At 66.0% G+C, this 18,487-nt stretch carries 5 protein-coding genes; 2 read left to right on the top strand and 3 right to left on the bottom strand.

Annotated elements, in window-relative coordinates:
* Position 1 precedes the first annotated feature (1 nt).
* The 3 genes from cyoA to hmpA all read right to left on the bottom strand — a co-directional run bounded on the left by cyoA (position 2) and on the right by hmpA (position 3,547).
* The gene (cyoA, locus tag ACQKPS_RS08450; RefSeq protein ID WP_054887536.1) at positions 2-946 is read right to left on the bottom strand and encodes a ubiquinol oxidase subunit II; all 945 of its coding nucleotides are present in this window, start codon (positions 944-946) and stop codon (positions 2-4) included.
* A gap of 558 nt (positions 947-1,504) precedes the next feature.
* Positions 1,505-2,011 carry a disulfide bond formation protein B gene (locus tag ACQKPS_RS08445; protein ID WP_254483270.1) on the bottom strand — a complete coding sequence of 169 codons (507 nt, stop codon included), beginning with the start codon at positions 2,009-2,011 and terminating at the stop codon, positions 1,505-1,507.
* A 357-nt stretch (positions 2,012-2,368) separates the two neighbouring features.
* Positions 2,369-3,547, bottom strand: coding sequence for an NO-inducible flavohemoprotein (hmpA, locus tag ACQKPS_RS08440; RefSeq protein WP_427603607.1), 1,179 nt, complete (start codon positions 3,545-3,547; stop codon positions 2,369-2,371).
* A gap of 154 nt (positions 3,548-3,701) precedes the next feature.
* On the opposite strand from hmpA, the gene norR reads away from it, so the two are divergent.
* Positions 3,702-5,255: a nitric oxide reductase transcriptional regulator NorR gene (norR, locus tag ACQKPS_RS08435; RefSeq protein WP_427603605.1), complete on the top strand. Its 1,554-nt coding sequence runs from the start codon at positions 3,702-3,704 to the stop codon at positions 5,253-5,255.
* A 162-nt stretch (positions 5,256-5,417) separates the two neighbouring features.
* On the top strand, positions 5,418-18,479 hold the full coding sequence (locus ACQKPS_RS08430; protein ID WP_427603603.1) for a BapA/Bap/LapF family large adhesin: 13,062 nt from the start codon (positions 5,418-5,420) through the stop codon (positions 18,477-18,479).
* Positions 18,480-18,487: the final 8 nt, after the last annotated feature.

The raw sequence follows: 18,487 nt of genomic DNA, 5'->3' as shown, positions 1-18,487 counted from the left end.
CTTACTCCTCTGCACCGGCAGCTGGTTGCATACTCGATTCCACACCCTTGGTTGTGGCCAGATCTTTGCTGCCTGCTTCTTCGTGGCTCGGACGACCGCGGTTCATGCCTTCGTACTTGTCGACGATGATCTGGAACTGGTCAGGCGAGGCCTCGCTGTACAGCGCGACCGGGTTGTTTTCGCTTGGTTTGGCCAAGGCGTCGTATTCGGCCTTGTCCAGCTTCTTCGGCGACTGCTTGACCTCGGCGACCCACTTGTCGAAGTCCTCCTGGGAGGTGGCAGTGGCCTTGAATTTCATGCCGGTGAAGCCAGCACCGCTGTAGTTCGCGCTGATACCGTCGAACTCGCCGTTTTCGTTGGCGATCAGGTGCAGCTTGGTGGTCATGCCGGCCATGGCGTAGATCTGGCCGCCCAGGCCCGGGATGAAGAACGAGTTCATCACGGCGTCGGAGGTGACGCGGAAGTTGACCGGGGTGTTAGCCGGGAAGACGATCTTGTTGACCGTGGCGATGCCCTGTTCCGGGTAGATGAACAGCCATTTCCAGTCCAGCGCGACCACGTCGATCTGAATCGGCTTCACGTCCGAGTCAAGCGGACGGTAAGGGTCCAGCTTGTGGGTCGACTTGTAGGTGACGTAACCCAGGGCGATGATGATGATGATCGGGATGATCCACACCGCGGCTTCGATCTTGGTCGAGTGCGACCAGTCGGGGGTGTAGGTGGCGGCCTTGTTGGAAGCACGATACTTCCAGGCGAATGCCACGGTCATGATGATGACCGGAATCACCACCAGCAGCATCAGGCCGGTTGCGATCAGGATCAGGTTCTTTTGCTCAATGCCGACCTGACCTTTCGGGTCGAGCAGGGTCCAGTTGCACCCACTGAGTAAAAGCATGCCTAAAAAGGGCAATATGCCAAACAGTCTGGGGTAACGCTTTTTACTCATCTCACGACCTCTAGATCAGCTTGCTTCAATGCAATTTGTGTTTTGGTAGCCAACACTTCGTCCTGCCAAGTGCGGCATTGCGCGCCCGTACTCGCTCCTGCCCGGGTCCGACTGCAGGACCTTGGCGCAAAGCGGGTTAGCGGTGCTTATGGTTTCGTAGGCAACAGGCCTGTACTTCAGACCAAGTCCATTTGGTGCGGGAAAACGCGGAGGGGGGTCCGCCCGGTATCGCCGTTGGGCGAAACTTGACGAAGTCAGCAAAAAGGAGCGCTGGGGCTTCCTTCAATCCTGCGACTCGCAAGCAGTGCCGAACGGAAATTGGGGGCGATTGTAGATAGGTCGCCAACCCTTGACTATGACTTATTGAGCAACAGTCCTTTACAGAATCTGCAACAATCCAGCCCGATAAATCAACTTCGCGACAGTTTGTCGCACCCCGCTTGATAGCCCTCAAACCCGCATTCCGCAAGGCTTTGAGGTTGATCTGGATCAAGCGGGAGAGAACATTTCGTTGTTCTCATCCGGTGCAAAAGACCACACCGAAATCGTGACTTATGTCTAAGACTGACGCCGGTTGCGGTAGATACCGAACGGGACCAGGACGGCGGTCAGGACGAATGCCACCAGCGCCCACTGCGCCAGCGACAAACCGAGGATCGGCGGGTACGGCGTGCTGCAGAAGCCATCGACCTGGAATGCCAGCGGCCAGAGCTTGGCCAGGGGCAGGTCGTCGACGATGGGCTGCAGGGTATCGATGCCGCAACTGACCATCGGGTTGGCGAGTATATACACATGGTTGCCAGCCGCAACGATTCCGCCAATGGCACTGAGCACCACCAGGCCCTCGAACAGGGTCAGGCTGCGGCGCCCGGGCATGGCGGCGGCAATGAACGCGAAGATGGCGATAAACAGCAAGGCATAGCGTTGCAGAATGCACAGCGGGCATGGGGCCTCGCCCAGCACCACCTGCATGTACAGCGCACCGCCGATCAGGGCGAGGCAGATCACCCCCAGCAGTACCAGAAAGCGCCGTTCGCGGTTCAGGCGCGATGTTTGTTCGTTCATTGCCGATTCCTTCGATGGATAGGGGGCAGCGTGGTCCGCCCGCCTGGCGCAATTCTACACGCAGGCAGGGCCTTTAGCGTGTCGAGGAGGCGGCGAGACAGCACTGCGCAGGGCTATCCGGAGATGCTGAGACCGGTTGCAGCAAGGTCGGTTCAACGCTGGCCGGTAAAAAAGCGGCTGCCGGGTGCCGCGCAGGGGGAAGCCCCTCGACACCCGGGAGTGAAGGATACAGTGATTAAAGGAGGATTAAAGGTGAAAGGTGCCGAGGCACCGTTCATCTTTCCTTATATATAGGCAGGAAGTATTGATCGGCGCTTTCGCGGGCGTGCCCGCGAAGAGGCCGGTACAGTCAGTACATCACTCCAGGGCCGACGCCGGCCCGAAGAACTCGTAGCGGCTTTGCTGCTCCGGTACCCCCAGGCTCTTGAGCTGGCGCCTGACTGCCGCCATGAAGCCCTTGGGCCCGAGGAAATACGCATCCACATCACGCCCGTGCGGCAGCCACTCGGCCAGCAGGTCCTCGCTCAGCAAGCCCACGGCATCGGCAGCAGCGCCGCCTTCCGGTTCGGCATAGCAGTAGAAGCGTTTGAGCTGCGGGTGACGCTCGGCCAGGCCGTCAACCCAGTCGCGAAAAGCATGCACGGCACCGTTGCGCGCGCAGTGGATGAAATGCACCTCACGCGGTGTCTTCAGCGCCGCCTCAAGCATCGCCAACGTCGGTGTGATGCCCACCCCACCGCTGATCAACACCAGCGGCTTGGCGCTGGCCGCCAGGGTGAAATCCCCTGCTGGCGGGAACAGCTGCAAGGTGTCGCCCACCGCCAGTACATCATGCAGATGGTTGGAGACCTTGCCGCCCTCCTCGCGCTTGACGCTGATGCGGTATTGCTGGCCGTCGCACAGGGCAGACAACGAATAATTGCGCCGCTGCTCGACACCGTCGATGAACAGTTGCAGGCCAATGTACTGGCCGGGTTCTGCCTTCAGTACCGGCTTGCCATCTACCGGGGCGAGGTAGAACGAGGTGATTTCGCTGCTTTCCTGCTCACGACGGACCAGGCGGAATTCGCGGCTGCCGCGCCAGCCACCGGCAGCCTCTTCCTTCTGTTTGTAGAGGCTTTCCTCGGCGCCCATCAGGATGTCGGCCAGCTGGCCGTAGGCAGCAGCCCAGGCCGCGATCACCTCAGGCGTGGCGATGTCCTTGCCCAGCACTTCTTCGATGGCGCGCAGCAGGCAGCTGCCGACAATCGGGTAGTGCTCCGGCAGGATCTGCAGGGCAACGTGTTTGTTGATGATCTGGCCAACCAGGCCCCCGAGCTGTTCCAGCTGGTCGATGTGACGGGCATACATCAGTACGCCATTGGCCAGGGCGCGCGGCTGGTCGCCGCTGGCCTGGTGGGCCTGGTTGAACAGCGGGCGCACCTCTGGGTACTCGCTGAGCATCATCTTGTAGAAGTGGGTGGTCAGCGCTTCACCACCGGTTTCCAGCAGAGGGACAGTGGCTTTGATGATTGCACGGTGTTCGGCATTGAGCATTGCGACAACTCCTGAGCCTGAGGCTTCACATGGTTGCCGTTGCTGTTACAGCAATCGTGCCAACCTTTTTTGCCAATGAAATCAGGGTATTGGAAAGTGACATGTCAAAATGACTCATCATCACGTATAGTCAAATTGACCTACAGGAGTCCATATGACTACGAAGCCTTTGCTCACCGCCTTGCTGCCCCTGGTCAGTGACCTGTCCCGCGACTTGCCCGACCAGGAGCGCTACCGGCGCCTGCTGCAGGCCATGCGCGGGCTGTTGCCCTGCGATGCCGCCGCGCTGTTACGCCTGGACGGCGAGTGGCTGGTGCCGCTGGCGGTCGATGGGCTGTCGCCTGATACCTTGGGCCGTCGCTTCAAGGTCAGTGAGCACCCGCGTTTTCAGATCCTGCTCAGCCGGTCGGAACCGACACGCTTTGCCAGCGACTCCGAGTTGCCCGACCCTTACGACGGCCTGGTCAACGCACCTGAGGCCGACCTTGAAGTGCACGACTGTATGGGCTGCCCGCTGATGGTCGACGAACGCCCGTGGGGCCTGGTGACCCTCGACGCGCTCACGCCCGGCCAGTTCCAGAGCCTGGAACTCGACGCCCTGCAGGCGTTCGCCAGCCTGGCCGCTGCCACGGTGACCGTGGCCGAACGCATCGAACAGCTGGCCCTGCGCGCCGAAGACGAGCACCATCGCGCCGAGATCTACCGCCAGGCCAGCGGCCAGGACAAGGAACTGATTGGTCAGAGCCCGGCGCACAAGCGCCTGCTGGAAGAAATCCGTCTGGTGGCAGGCAGCGAACTGACCGTGCTGATCACCGGCGAAACCGGTGTGGGCAAGGAGTTGGTCGCCATGGCCTTGCACCAGGCCAGCAACCGCGCCGACAAACCCTTGGTTAGCCTCAACTGTGCAGCCCTTCCTGACACGCTGGTGGAAAGCGAACTGTTCGGCCATGTGCGCGGTGCCTTCACCGGCGCCCACGGCGAGCGACGCGGCAAGTTCGAACTGGCCAACGGCGGGACACTGTTTCTCGATGAAGTGGGCGAGTTGCCGCTGACCGTGCAAGCCAAGCTGCTCCGCGTGCTGCAGAGCGGCCAACTGCAACGCCTGGGCTCGGACCGTGAACACCGCGTCGACGTACGCCTGATCGCTGCGACCAACCGCGACCTGGCCGCGGAGGTGCGCGCAGGCAACTACCGCGCCGACTTCTACCATCGCCTCAGCGTCTACCCGCTACAAGTGCCGCCATTACGTGAACGCGGGCGCGATGTGTTGCTTCTTGCCGGCTACTTCCTCGAACAGAACCGATCACGCCTGGGTTTGAACAGCCTGCGCCTGAGCAGCGAAGCGCAAGCAGCGCTGCTGGCGTATGACTGGCCGGGCAACGTGCGCGAACTTGAACACCTGATCGGCCGCTCGGCCCTGAAGGCCATGGGCCAACACCCGAAGCGCCCGCGCATTCTCACGCTCGAGGCCGGCGACCTCGACCTGCGCACAGCCCAGCCGGCCACGGTCGGCACCCTTCCCCACGCCACGCCCACTGCCCTGCCCCTACCCGTCGGTGGCCTGCGCGAAGCCCTCGATGATCACCAGCGCCAGCTCATCCAGGCCTGCCTGCTACGGCATCAGGACAACTGGGCCGCTGCAGCCCGCGAGCTTGGCCTGGACCGTGCCAACCTGAGCCGCCTGGCCCGTCGGCTGGGGCTTCGCTGAGCCAACACTCACTAAAGGACTATCCGCAAAGCCATCTGGTGGCAATCCGCTGGGCTGCTATATCTCCCTAATCGCCGGTTACGCGGCCGCTTTTCGGCCAGGTTGTGCCAACCAAGGATCGCGAAGACGGTCCTGCGTACCGAAAACCAGCAGGGAGCACTCATGGACAACATCGTCGTCGCCGACAAGCAATCTGCCGTCGCCACCCAGAATGCCTGGGGCAATATCACCCTCAACAACCCAGGCGTCGTGCAGATGCCCGTTGCTCCCGACCAGGTGGCGACCGTCACCCGGCGTGGCCAGGACCTGATCGTCACGCTCAAGAATGGAGAAAAGGTCACCATCGGCAACTTCTTCGCCGTGGACCAGGCAGGGGTTGGCAGTGACATGGTGTTCGTCGGCGAAGACGGCACCCTGTGGCACGCCAACTATGACGCGACAGCGTTCACCGGCTTCACGTTCGATGAGGTGAACTCGCTCGATGAACTGGTGGCCGGCATCGGCACCGCGGGTAACGAAACCTCGACCTTTGCCATCGCCGGACTCAGCCTGCTAGGCGTCGGCGGGGTGGCAGCCGCCGCGAATGGCGGGGGTGGCGGCGGAGGGGGCGGCGGCAACGCGCCGGGCGACACCACTGCCCCGGCCACGCCCATCGACCTGCTGGTTTCGCCCGATGGCCTGCGCCTGAGCGGGCGTGGTGAAGCGGGCGCCACGGTGAATGTATTCGATGCTGCCGGCAACCTGATTGGCAGCGGTACGGTGAATGCCGATGGCAGTTTCGATATTGCCCTGAACACCCCGCAGGCCAACGGCGAAAACCTGGCTGTTTCGCAGACCGATGCCGCAGGCAACACCTCGCAGGCTGGTACGGTGACAGCCCCGGACACCACCCCGCCTTCTGCACCGACGCAACTGACGATAGACCCGCAGGGCAATACCATCACCGGCCGCGCCGAGCCAGGTTCGACCGTTCAGGTACGCGGTGCCGACGGCTCTGTGCTGGGAACTGCCGTGGCCGGCGCCGACGGCCAGTTCAGCGTCACCTTGCAACCGCCGCAGACCGATGGCCAGCCTCTGCAAGTGACGGTCACCGACCCTGCCGGCAATGTCTCCAGCGGCACCACCATCACCGCACCGAACGACGGCGTCGGCAACCCGCCCGATACCACGCCGCCTGATGCCCCGACGGCACTGGTGATAAACGCACAAGGCAACACGCTCACCGGCCGTGCCGAACCGGGCTCGACCGTGCGGGTACTGGGTGCCGACGGCACCGTCCTGGGCAGCACCGTGGCCGGTGCCGACGGCGTGTTCAGCGTCACCTTGCAGCCGCCGCAGACCGACGGCCAGGCCTTGCAAGTCACGGCCACCGACGCTGCCGGCAATGTTTCCAGCGCCACCGCCATCACCGCACCGGACGATGGCATCGGCAACCCGCCTGATACCACGCCCCCTGATGCCCCGACCCAGCTGGTCATTGGCCTGGCCGGCCAACAGCTCAGCGGCCGCGGCGAAGCGGGCGCCAGCGTGCAGGTGCGCGACGCCGGCGGCAACCTGATCGCCAGCGGCACCGTGGGTGCCGACGGCAACTTCCAGATCACCCTCGCCCCGCCGGTGAAGGACGGCAGCAGCTTGCAGGTGACCCTCACTGACGCGGCCGGCAACGTCTCGCAACCCGGCACGGTGTCCTCGACCGACCTGCAGGCCCCGGCACAACCCACCGATCTGGCCCTGGCCGCTGGCGTGACCCTCACCGGCCGAGGCGAGCCGGGCGCCGCCATCGAAGTGCGCGACGCCAACGGTGCCGTCATCGGTACCGGCCAGGTCGGCCCGGACGGCAGCTTCACCCTGACCCTCGCCCCGGCCCAGGCCAATGGCGAGCTGCTGGACGTGCGCCTGACCGACGCTGCCGGCAACACCTCCACACCATTGGCATTCGCTGCCCCCGACATCACCCCGCCTGCCGAAGTCAGCAACATCGTGGTCGGCAACGGCGGCCTGGCCCTGAGCGGCCGCGGCGAGGCCGGTGCCACGGTGGAAGTGCGCGATGCCAGTGGCAACCTGATCGGCAGCGCTACGGTCAGTGCCAATGGCACCTTCCTGGTCGATCTGGCGCCCGCCGCGCAGCCCGGCGAACGCCTTACCCTGGTGCAGACCGACGCGGCGGGCAACGCGTCCGAAACACTGCAATTCGACGTACCACTGACCCAGACACCGGATAGCCCGAGCGGCCTGACCATCGCCACCGATGGCACCAGCATCAGCGGCAGTGCGCCCGTCGGCAGCCGCGTGGAGGTGCGTGACGCCAATGGCACGCTGATCGGCAGCGTGACCGTCGGTGCCGAAGGCACCTTCACCGTGGTATTGAACCCGGCGCAGGCCAACGGTGAACTGCTCGACGTAAGCGCCGTCGATGGCTCGGGTGCCTCGTCACTGCCCGTACAGGTCACCGCGCCCGACATCACCGCCCCGATTCCGCCAAGCGATCTTGCCGTGAGTGCCGACGGCACTGTCGTCACTGGCCGCGCCGAGCCCGGCAGCACCGTGCGCGTACTGGCCGCCGATGGCACCACGGTGCTGGGCACTGCCGTGGCACAAGCCAACGGCACGTTCAGCGTAACCCTCGACCCACCGCAGATCGATGGCGAACAGCTGCAGGTCACCGCTACCGATGCGGCAGGCAACCCTTCCACGCCGGGCAGCGTCACTGCGCCAGATGTAGACGGTGGCGGTGACACCACGCCGCCGCAACCGGCGACTGACCTGATCATCAGCGCCGACGGGCGCACGGTCTCGGGCCGTGGCGAAATAGGCGCCACCGTCCAGGTACTTGACGACCAAGGCCAGGTCATCGGCAGCGGAACCGTGCAAGCGGATGGCAGTTTCACCCTGCAGCTGAATGCGCCGGTGGTCGATGGCTCATCGCTGCAAGTCACACTCACCGATGCCGCTGGCAACGTCTCGACGCCAAGCCCGCTGACCGCGCCGGACCTGGTGCCGCCAGCACAACCCAGCGGCCTCAGCCTGGCCAACGGCGTGACCCTGAGCGGCAGCGCCGAAGCGGGCGCCCGCGTGGAAGTGCGCGATGCTGACGGCAACCTGATCGGCAGCGGCATCGCCCAGCCGGACGGCAGCTTCAGCCTCACCCTCGACCCGGCCCAGGCCAATGGCGAACACTTGGCCATCACCGTCACCGATGCCGCGGGCAACAGCTCCGCGCCGCTTGATTACGCCGCACCTGACATCACCCCACCGGCAATCATCAGTAACGTCATAGTCGGTGCTGGCAGCCTGGTCATCAGTGGCCGCGGCGAGCCGGGTGCAACGGTGGAAGTGCGTGATGCCAATGGCGTGGTCATCGGCACCGGTGTAGTCGCAGCCAATGGCACCTTCCTGGTCGACCTCGACGGCCCGGTCAGCGCCGGTGATAACATCGTGCTGCAGCAGACCGACGCCGCCGGCAACCCTTCGGTCTCGCTCACCGTCATCGTCCCTGCCATCGCAGTGCCTGAGAGCCCTGCCGGGCTGGTATTGGCCGCCGACGGCTCGTCGATCAGCGGCACCGCCCCGGTGGGCAGCCAGGTGGAAGTGCGTGATGCCAACGGCACGGTGATCGGCAGCGCGCAGGTGGGTAACGATGGCACCTTCACCATTACCCTCGACCCTGCCCAGGCCAATGGTGAATTGCTCGACGTGGTGGCCATCGACGCCGACGGCAACAGCTCGTTGCCGAGCCAGATCAATGCCCCGGACATCACTCCACCGAATACAGCCAGCGACCTGCAGCTCAGCGCCGACGGCGTGACCCTGACCGGCCGCGGCGAAGCAGGTGCCACGGTACAAATCAGCAATGCCCAGGGCACCGTGCTGGGCACTGCGGTGGTCGCTGCCAATGGCACCTTCACCGTGACCCTGAGCCCGGCCCAGACCGACGGCCAGGTACTCGATGTGGTGCTGCGAGATGGCGCAGGCAACAGCTCCACCGCCACCCTCACTGCGCCTGACCTGGACGGCCCGCTGCAACCTTCTGGCCTGGCCATCGACAGCAATGGCCTGCATCTTACCGGGCAAGGCCAGGCAGGCTCGATCGTCACCGTGCGCGACGCCAACGGAAACGTCCTGGGCAGCATCACGGTCGGTGCCGACGGCCGCTTCGACGTCACCCTCGGCCAGCCGCAGCGCAACGGTGAAAGCCTGACTGTAGAGGCCACCGACAGCCAGGGCAACAGCGCCGGGCCGGTGAGCTTCACCGCACCCGACAGCACCCCACCGCAAACCGTCAGCACGCCGACCATCGATGGCAACGGCACCACGGTCAGCGGCACTGGCGAACCTGGCGCCACCGTCACCGTGCGCGGCCCCGATGGCAGCGTCCTGGGTACCGCATTGGTCGGTGGCAATGGCAACTTCGAAGTCACGCTCGATACACCTCAGACCAATGGCCAGGCGCTCACCGTCGAGCAGCGCGACCCTGCTGGCAACGTTTCCGCCGCCGTCGATCTGCCTGCACCCGATACCACACCGCCGGCCATTACTTCCGGCCTGGCGCTGTCCGGCAACGGTACGCAACTCACCGGTAATGGTGAGCCCGGCGCGCTGGTGCAGGTTACCGGTGCTGGCGGCGCAGTCCTGGGTACTGCCACGGTTCAAGCCGATGGCAGCTTCAGCGTGAGCATCGCCCCACCGCAACTCAACGGCCAGACCCTGACCGTCATCCAGACCGACGGCGGGGGCAACCCCTCGCCTGCCAACACCGTAACCGCCAGCGACCTCGAAGCACCCGCGCCTGCCCAAGGCCTCGGGCTCAGTGCCGATGGCCTCACCCTCACGGGCCGGGGCGAGGCCGGAGCCACCGTGCAAGTGCGCGACACCGCCGGGCAGTTGCTCGGCAGCGGCGTAGTCGAAGACGACGGCACCTTCAGCATCACCCTGACGCCAGCACAGACCAACAGCGAAACCGTGTCGGTGGTGCTCATCGACGCCGCTGGCAACACCTCGCCTTCGGCACCCTTCACCGCTGACGATACCAGCGGCCCGGCAGCACCGGGCGGCGTGCAAGTGAGCGCCGACGGTACCCTGGTGCTAGGCACCGGCGAAGCCGGAGCGACCGTGCAGGTACGCAACGCTGCGGGCGACTTGCTGGGATCGGTGGTGGTGCCAGCCAGCGGCAGTTTCAGCGTGACGTTGAACCCACCGCAACTGGACGGTCAGACCCTCGACATCACCCAGACCGACCCGCAGGGAATCATCTCCGGCGCCGCGCAAGCCACCGCACCGGACCTGACCCCACCCGAGCTTCCCACCGGCCTGGCGATCAGCGCCGATGGCCTTGCATTGACCGGTAACGCCCCTGGCGCGGCTTCCGTCACCGTGATCAGTTCGACCGGTATAGAAACCACGGTCTCGGTCAACCCCGACGGCAGCTTCAGCGTTCCCCTGTCCCCTGCCCTGATCAACGGCGAGACCGTGACCGTGGTGGTCGCCGATGCCACCGGCAACAGCACTGCACCAACCAGCGTTACTGCAGCTGACACTTCGCCACCTGCACCGGCAACCGACATCGCGGTCAGCCCCGACGGCGGCACCATCAGCGGTACTGCCGAACCGGGGACCACCGTAATCGTGCGCGACGGCAGCACCGAGCTGGGCACGGCCACGGTCGGCCCGGACGGTACCTTCGTGGTCCAGGTCAACCCACCACTGGCCGCTGGCGACAGCGTGCAACTGGTAGTGCATGACGCCGGTAACAACGAAACCGGCATCACCGTGAACGGCCCGAATGGCAGTGAGATCGCCGCACCGACAAACCTTGCCATCAGTGCAGACGGCTTCCTGCTGACCGGTCAAGGTACCGTCGGCTCTTTGATAACCGTCACCTCCGGCGGCACCACGCTGGGCACCGGCACGGTCGGCAGCGACGGCTTCTTCCGCATCTTCTTCGCCAACGCTCAGCTCAACGCCCAAACCTTGAGCGTCAGTGCTCGCGCTTCGGCCGGCGGCAATCCGTCGGTGCCTGCCACCATCGTGGCAACGGACACCACCGCCCCCGACGCGCCCACCCAGGTTGCCATCAACCGCAGCGGCAGCACGCTCAGCGGCCATGGCGAAGTCGGTGCGACCGTAAGCGTGACCAACGCCAGCGGCACGGTCGTAGGTAGCGGCATCGTGGGCAGCAACGGCCTGTTCAGCATCAGCCTGGTGCCAGCGCAGACAAACGCGCAGAACCTCACCATCACCCAGGCCGACGCCGCCGGCAACGTCTCGCTGGCCGCCACCTTGCAGGCACCTGACCTGCAAGCCCCGGATATCGCCACCGGCCTCAGCCTGAACAGCGCAGCCACCGTGGTCAGCGGCCAGGGCGAAGCCGGTGCACTGGTGACCGTGCGCGACGCCAGCGGCGCCGTGCTCGCCACCGGTACGGTGAACCAGAGCGGGCAGTTCCAGATCACCCTGCCCAGCGCACAGACCACCGGCAGCTCACTGCAGGTCACCCTCAGCGATGCCGCTGGCAACGTGTCCGGCCCGGCCAGCCTGGCGACCCCAGACCGCACGCCACCGTCGGCCGTTACCAACGCAACGCTCAGCAACGATGGCCGGCAGCTGTCCGGCAGCGGTGAAGTGGGCGCCACGGTACAGGTACGCGATGCCAGCGGTGCCGTGCTGGGCACTGCCACCGTGGGCGCCGACGGGCGCTTCACCGTTACCTTCGCCACCTCGCAGGCCACCGGCCAGGCACTCGGCGTGACCCAGCTGGATGCTGCAGGCAACACTTCGCCAGCGGTCACTGTCGTCACTACCGACCTGAGTGCCCCGGCGGCGTTGACCAACGTGGTGCTCAACAACAACGGCCTGACCCTCACCGGCCTGGGTGAAGCTGGCGCCTCAGTGACCGTGCGTGGCCCGGACGGTACCATCATCGGCACCGGTGTGGTGGCCGCCAACGGCAGCTTTACCCTCACCCTCACCAGCGCGCAGCTCAACGCCGAGCGCCTGAGCGTGACCCAGACCGACGCTGGCAACAATACCTCTGCCGCCGTCACGCTGACGGCCCCCGACCATACTCCGCCTGCGGCGCCCACCGCCCTTGCCTTGGCCGGCAGCGGCCTGCAACTGAGCGGCAGTGCCGAATCCGGCAGCACGGTCACCGTGCGCGATGCGGCGGGCAATGTGCTGGGCACCACGGTGGCCGCCGCCAACGGCACCTTCCAGGTCACCCTGAACAGCCCGCAGACCAACGGGCAGGTCTTGCAGGTGACCGCTACCGATGCCGCCGGCAACGTCTCGCCCGTGGCCGCCTACACCGCAGCCGACACAACGCCTCCAGCCGCTGTCGCTCATCTGGCCGTCTCTACCGATGGCGCCACCCTGACCGGCACCGGCGAGGCCGGCGCGACGGTCACCGTGCGCGCACCGGACGGCACCGCGCTGGGCACGGCCCTGGTCGGCAGCGACGGCCGCTTCTCGGTTACCCTCGCCCCGGCGGCAACGGTGGGTGAGAACCTCGAAGTGGTGCAGGTTGACGCCGCCAACAACACCTCGCCGGTACAAAACGTCACCGCGCCGGGCAACACCGCACCCGATGTTCCCGGCAGCCTGGTGCTCTCCGCGGACGGCCTGGTGGTCACCGGCATCGCCACACCGGGCAGCACGGTCAGCGTGGTGGGCCCCAACGGTGTGCTGCTGGGCAGCGCCCCGGTCAACAACGACGGCACCTTCAGCGTCACCCTCGGCAGCGCCCAGGCTAACGGCGAAATCCTCCAGGTCAGTGCTACCGGCACGGACGGCAGCACGTCGCTGCCGGCCGAGCTGCAGGCGCCGGACACCACCGCGCCGCAACCGCTGAGCAACCTGGCGCTGTCCAACGACGGCCTGGTGCTGACCGGCCACGGTGAGCCAGGTGCCACCGTGACCGTGCTCGGTATCGGCGGGGTCGACCTGGGCACCGCCGTAGTGGGCGCCAACGGCAACTTCAGCGTCAACCTTGCCGCCGCCCAGCTAAACGGCGAACAACTCAGCGTCGCGCAGACTGACGTTGCCGGCAACGAGTCCAACAGCGTCAGCCTCACCGCACCGGACATCACTGCGCCGGATGCGCCGGCCAATCTGGCATTCGCCGGTGGTGGCAGCCTGCTCAACGGTACCGGTGAAGCCAATGCCACGGTGAAAGTCATCGCCGCCGACGGCACCGTGCTGGGCACCGCCACGGTGATGAGCAATGGCAGCTTCCAGGTCACCCTCAACCCGCCACAGGCCAACGGCCAGGCGGTGCAAGTGGTGCTGACCGATGCCGCCGGCAACCAGTCCAGCGCCAGCCCCATCACCGCGCCAGATACCACACCGCCGACTGCGCCTGGCGAACTGGCCATCTCCAGCGATGGTGTGACCATCACCGGGCGTGGCGAAGCCGGGGCCACGGTGATCGTCACCAACCCGGCCGGCCAGCAGATCGGCACGGCCCTGGTCGACGCCAGCGGCCACTTCACCCTGACCCTCAACCCGGCCCTGGGCAACGCCGAGGTGCTGAGCTTCACCCAGACCGACAGTGCCGGTAACCTCTCGCCGGTCGCCACCCTGCAGACCCCGGACTTCACGCCGCCGGACGTGCTGACCAATGTGGTCATCAATGCCGACGGCAGTGTGGTCACTGGCCGCGGTGAGCCCGGCGCGACGGTCACCGTGAACAACGCAGCCGGCGTGCTGCTGGGCACTACCACGGTGCTCGCCGATGGCAGCTTCCGGGTCGAACTCAGCCCTGCACAGATCAACCAGCAGGTGCTGTCGGTGCAGCAGGCCGACCCACCCGGCAACATCAGCGAGCCAGTCACGCTCAACGCCCCGGACCTGACGCCGCCAGCCGCAGCGCTCGACCTGCGGCTCAACGCCGCTGGCAACCAGCTCGGCGGTACCGGTGAAGCGGGCAGCACAGTACGCGTTTATGCCGGGACCACCGAAATCGGCACCGCCACGGTCAGTGCCAACGGCACCTTCGTGGTCAACCTCAGCGCGCCCCAGCTCAACGGCCAGCTCCTGCACGTTACCCTCGCAGACGCCAGCGGCAACGTCTCGCCGATCAGCACCGTGATTGCGCTCGATAGCACGCCACCGGCCACCGTGGTGGCGAGCCTCAACGGCAGCGGCACCCAGCTGGTTGGTACCGGTGAGGCCGGGGCACGGGTCAGCGTGATGGACAGCCAGGGCAATATGCTCGGCCAGGGCACCATCGACCCCGACGGCACCTTCGTGCTCAACCTGACGTCAGCGCAAATCAACGGCCAAGTGCTCAGCGTCATTGCACAGGATGCCACCGGCAATCCTTCCGCACCGCTGCAACTGACCGCGCCCGACCTGACCCCACCAGCTCAGCCCGCCAACCTCACCCTGACCGGCAACGGCACGTTGCTCAGCGGCACCGGTGAGGTGGGCAGCATCATCAGCGTGCGCGACCCGTCCGGCACCGTGGTCGGTACCGTCACCGTGCCGTCGGGCGGTAACTTCACCGTGACCCTGAACTCGGCGCAGAACAACGGCCAGCTGCTGACAGTGATCGCAACCGACAGCGCCGGCAACACGTCGACGCCCGCCCAGTACCAGACCGCCGACACCTCACCGCCTGCGGTCGTGACCAACCTCGCCATCAGCAATAACTACGACATCCTTACCGGGCGTGGCGAAGCCGGCGCCCGCGTGAGTGTCAGCTTTGGTGGCGTGGTCATTGGTACCGGCCTGGTCGACGCCGGCGGCAACTTCTCGATCAACCTGCAACCGGCACCGGGTTCGGTAGCTTCCCTGGCCGTCACCCAGACCGACGCAGCCAACAACACTTCGGCCGTGGCGACCTTCGTGACACCGTTGGTGCCACCACCGGAGCCACCCGTCAGCGCGACACTGGCCGCCGACGGCCTGACCCTCACCGGGACGGCCGCCACCGGCACCTCCATCCGTGTCTACGACGCCGCCGGCAACCTGATCGGCAGCGGCCTGGCCAATATCGGCAGCGGTGGTTTCTCCATCACCCTGAGCGCCGCCCAGCTCAACGGGCAGCATTTGTCGGTGACATCGGTATCGCTGCTGGGGGGTGAGTCGCAACCGGTGTTCGTCACCGCAGCCGACATCACCGCGCCGGCCAACCCAGTGGTCAGCGCGCTGTCGGCCAACGGGCTGGTGCTGACCGGTACCGGTGAAGCCGGTGCCACAGTGACGGTGCGCGATGCTGCCGGCAACGTGCTCGGCAGCGGCTTGGTCAACGGCGCGGGCGCGTTCAGCATCAACCTCAGCAGCGCCCAGCTCAACGGCCAGGTACTGAGCCTGACCCAGGCTGACGCCGCGCTGAACATCTCCGGCGCTACCAGCTACACCGCGCCGGATACCCAGGCGCCGCTGGCACCCACCAACCTGGCGATCAATGGCGCAGGTACCGTGCTCACCGGTAACGGCGAGCCGGGCGCGACCGTGACCGTGCAAGGCCCAAGTGGCACGGTCGGTAGCGCCGTCGTGCAGGGCGACGGCACCTTCAGCGTCACCCTGACCAGCACCCAGAACAACGGCCAGGCCCTGGTCGTGCGCCAGACGGACGCCGGCAACAACGTATCCGGCAGCACCGCCATCACCGCGCCCGACACCACTGCGCCGACCGCCCCAGTGGCGGCCATCAACGCCAACGGCACCTCGGTCAGCGGCTCCGGCGAAATCGGCAGCACAGTCACCGTGCGCAACAGCGCCGGTACCGTGCTCGGTACCGCCACGGTGGGCAGCAACGGCCTGTACGTGGTCAGCCTGAACACCGCGCAGGTCAACTTCCAGGCGCTCAGCGTCACCCTCACCGATGCCGCGGGCAACACCTCCACCGCCACAGCGGTGACCGCCCCGGACCTGACCCCACCGGCCAACGCCAGCAACCTGGTGATCAGCGCCGACGGCACCACCCTCACCGGCACCGGCGAGGTCGGCGCCACGGTCACCGTGCGCAGCGCCAGCGGGACCGTACTGCAAACCGCCGTGGTGCAAGCCAATGGCACCTTCACCGTGACCCTGAGCCCAGCCCAGGACAACGGCCAGGTGCTGTCGGTAACCTTGACCGACCCACGCAGCAACGTCTCCGGCAACGTCAACATCACCGCACCGGACGTCGATGCCAACGCCCCGGTCATCGCCAGCAACAACCTGGCCACCGCCACCGTCAACCTGGCGCCGGTCACCGCCACCACCACCTACACCGACAGCTTCACCACCTTGCTGTCGGGCTTCAGCAAGACCTACACCTGGACAGTGGCGGCTGGCACCACGGCCGATCCGACCCTGACGCTGACCACCAACAGCGTGCTGGCGCTGCTCAACAACTCCACGTTCACGCTGCAGGTGAAGAACGCCAGCGGCGCCTGGGTGACCATCGCCACCGGCAACACCCAGGGGCTGCTCGACCTGATCGTGCTGCCGCTGGGGCTGCAGGTCGACATCGGCAAGCTGCAGGCCGGCGACTACCGCCTGACCGTGGCCAGCGGCGGCATCGGCCTGGTGACCCAGGTCACCACCAGCCTGGATATCGACGCCACCAGCCTGACCCAGTTCACCGGCACCGGCACCGCCGCCTCGGGCAATGTCATCACCGACCCGGGCACCAATGGCGCGGTCGACTCGCTCGGCCCGGACAGCGGCGCCGTGCTGAAGATACTGGTCAACGGCACCTACGTGACCGCAGCCAGTGGCGCGGGCACCACAGTGCAGGGCCAGTACGGCACCCTGGTGATCCATGCCGACGGCAGCTACACCTACACCCCCAGCGGCAGCCCGGCGAGCGTCGGCAAGGTGGACGTGTTCAGCTACGAGCTGGTGCATCCGAACGGGCTGACCTCCGCGGCCAACCTCTACGTGCGCATCGACAGCCCGCAGGCCACGGAAACCTGGAATGACAGCAACCTCAGCGCGCCGGCCACGGTGGTGGATGCAGTCAATGACATCGACAGCAGCAACATCACACTGGCCAACCGGGTCGACAGCAGCAGTGCCACCCTTGGCTCGCTGACCCTGCCGCTGGTCGGCACGCGCTCGGCCACCTACACCACCACAGTGGCCGCCGACACCACGGCCAACCTGCAGGTGGTGGTCAACTCCGCCAACCTGTTGAGCCTGCTCAACGGCACCACCATCCAACTGCTCAAGCTCAACACCACCACCGGCCAGTATGCGGTGGTGCAGACGGTCGGCGGCAGTTCGCTGGTCAGCCTGCTGGGGGGTGGCGCCGGCTATACCTTCCAGAACCAGGGTTCTGGCGCCTACCGCATCGTGGTCAGCGCCGGTGGCATCGGCCTGGCCAGTTCGATCACCACCAGCCTCAACACCACTACAACCTACCTCACCGAGTTCGTGGTCAGCAGCGCCACGGTGGCCAGCGGCAACCTGATCACCGACCCGGCCGGTACCGACAACCTGGGTTCGGCATTGACCGTGCTGAGTGTGCTGACGGCCGCAGGCACCTATGCCATCCCCGGCTACAACGGTGTCAGCGTGGCCGGTACCTACGGCACGCTGCTGGTGCATGCAGACGGCAGCTACACCTACACCCTCAACAGCGGGCTGACCTCGGCAGTGATCGGCCAGCACGACACCTTCACGTATGAGCTGACCCACCCTAACGGCACCACCGACACCGCCACCCTGACCGTCAACCTGGACAACGCTGCCAGCGTCAGCACCTTCTCTGCACTGGTGGCCGACACCGGCGACAGCAGCGCCGCCGTGGCCAGCGTTGCGGCCGCTGCATCCAGCGAAGTGCTCGCTGGCACCGATGGCAACGACCACCTGGTCGGCAGCCAGGGCGGGCACATCAGCCTGGAGGGCGGCGCAGGCAACGACACCCTCGAAGTGGTCGACCAGAACTTCGCCAGCGTCGATGGCGGCAGCGGTACCGACACCCTGCTGTGGGGAGGCGGCGATGCCAGCATCGACCTCGGCAACCTGGCCAGCCGTATCCACAACATCGAGGTGATCGACCTCAACGACACCAGTGCAGTGGCGCTGACCCTCAACCTGGCGGACGTGGTGGCGATCACCGAAGCCGGTAACAACACGCTGATCATCAAGGGGGATGACAAGGATTCGGTGCACATGACGGACAACTGGACCCTGGTCGGGAACCAGACCGCCGACGGCATCGACTATAACCAATACACGGCCCAGGAAGATCCGAGCCATCACCTGTGGGTGCAGAACAGCATCCATGTCGTTTGAGGCCGCTG

Origin of the sequence: Pseudomonas sp. NPDC086566, assembly GCF_050280885.1 — a bacterium.
GTDB classification, from domain to species: Bacteria; Pseudomonadota; Gammaproteobacteria; order Pseudomonadales; family Pseudomonadaceae; genus Aquipseudomonas; species Aquipseudomonas vlassakiae.
Note: the sequence above shows the minus strand (reverse complement) of the source record. Positions and strands in the feature narration are given on the sequence as shown.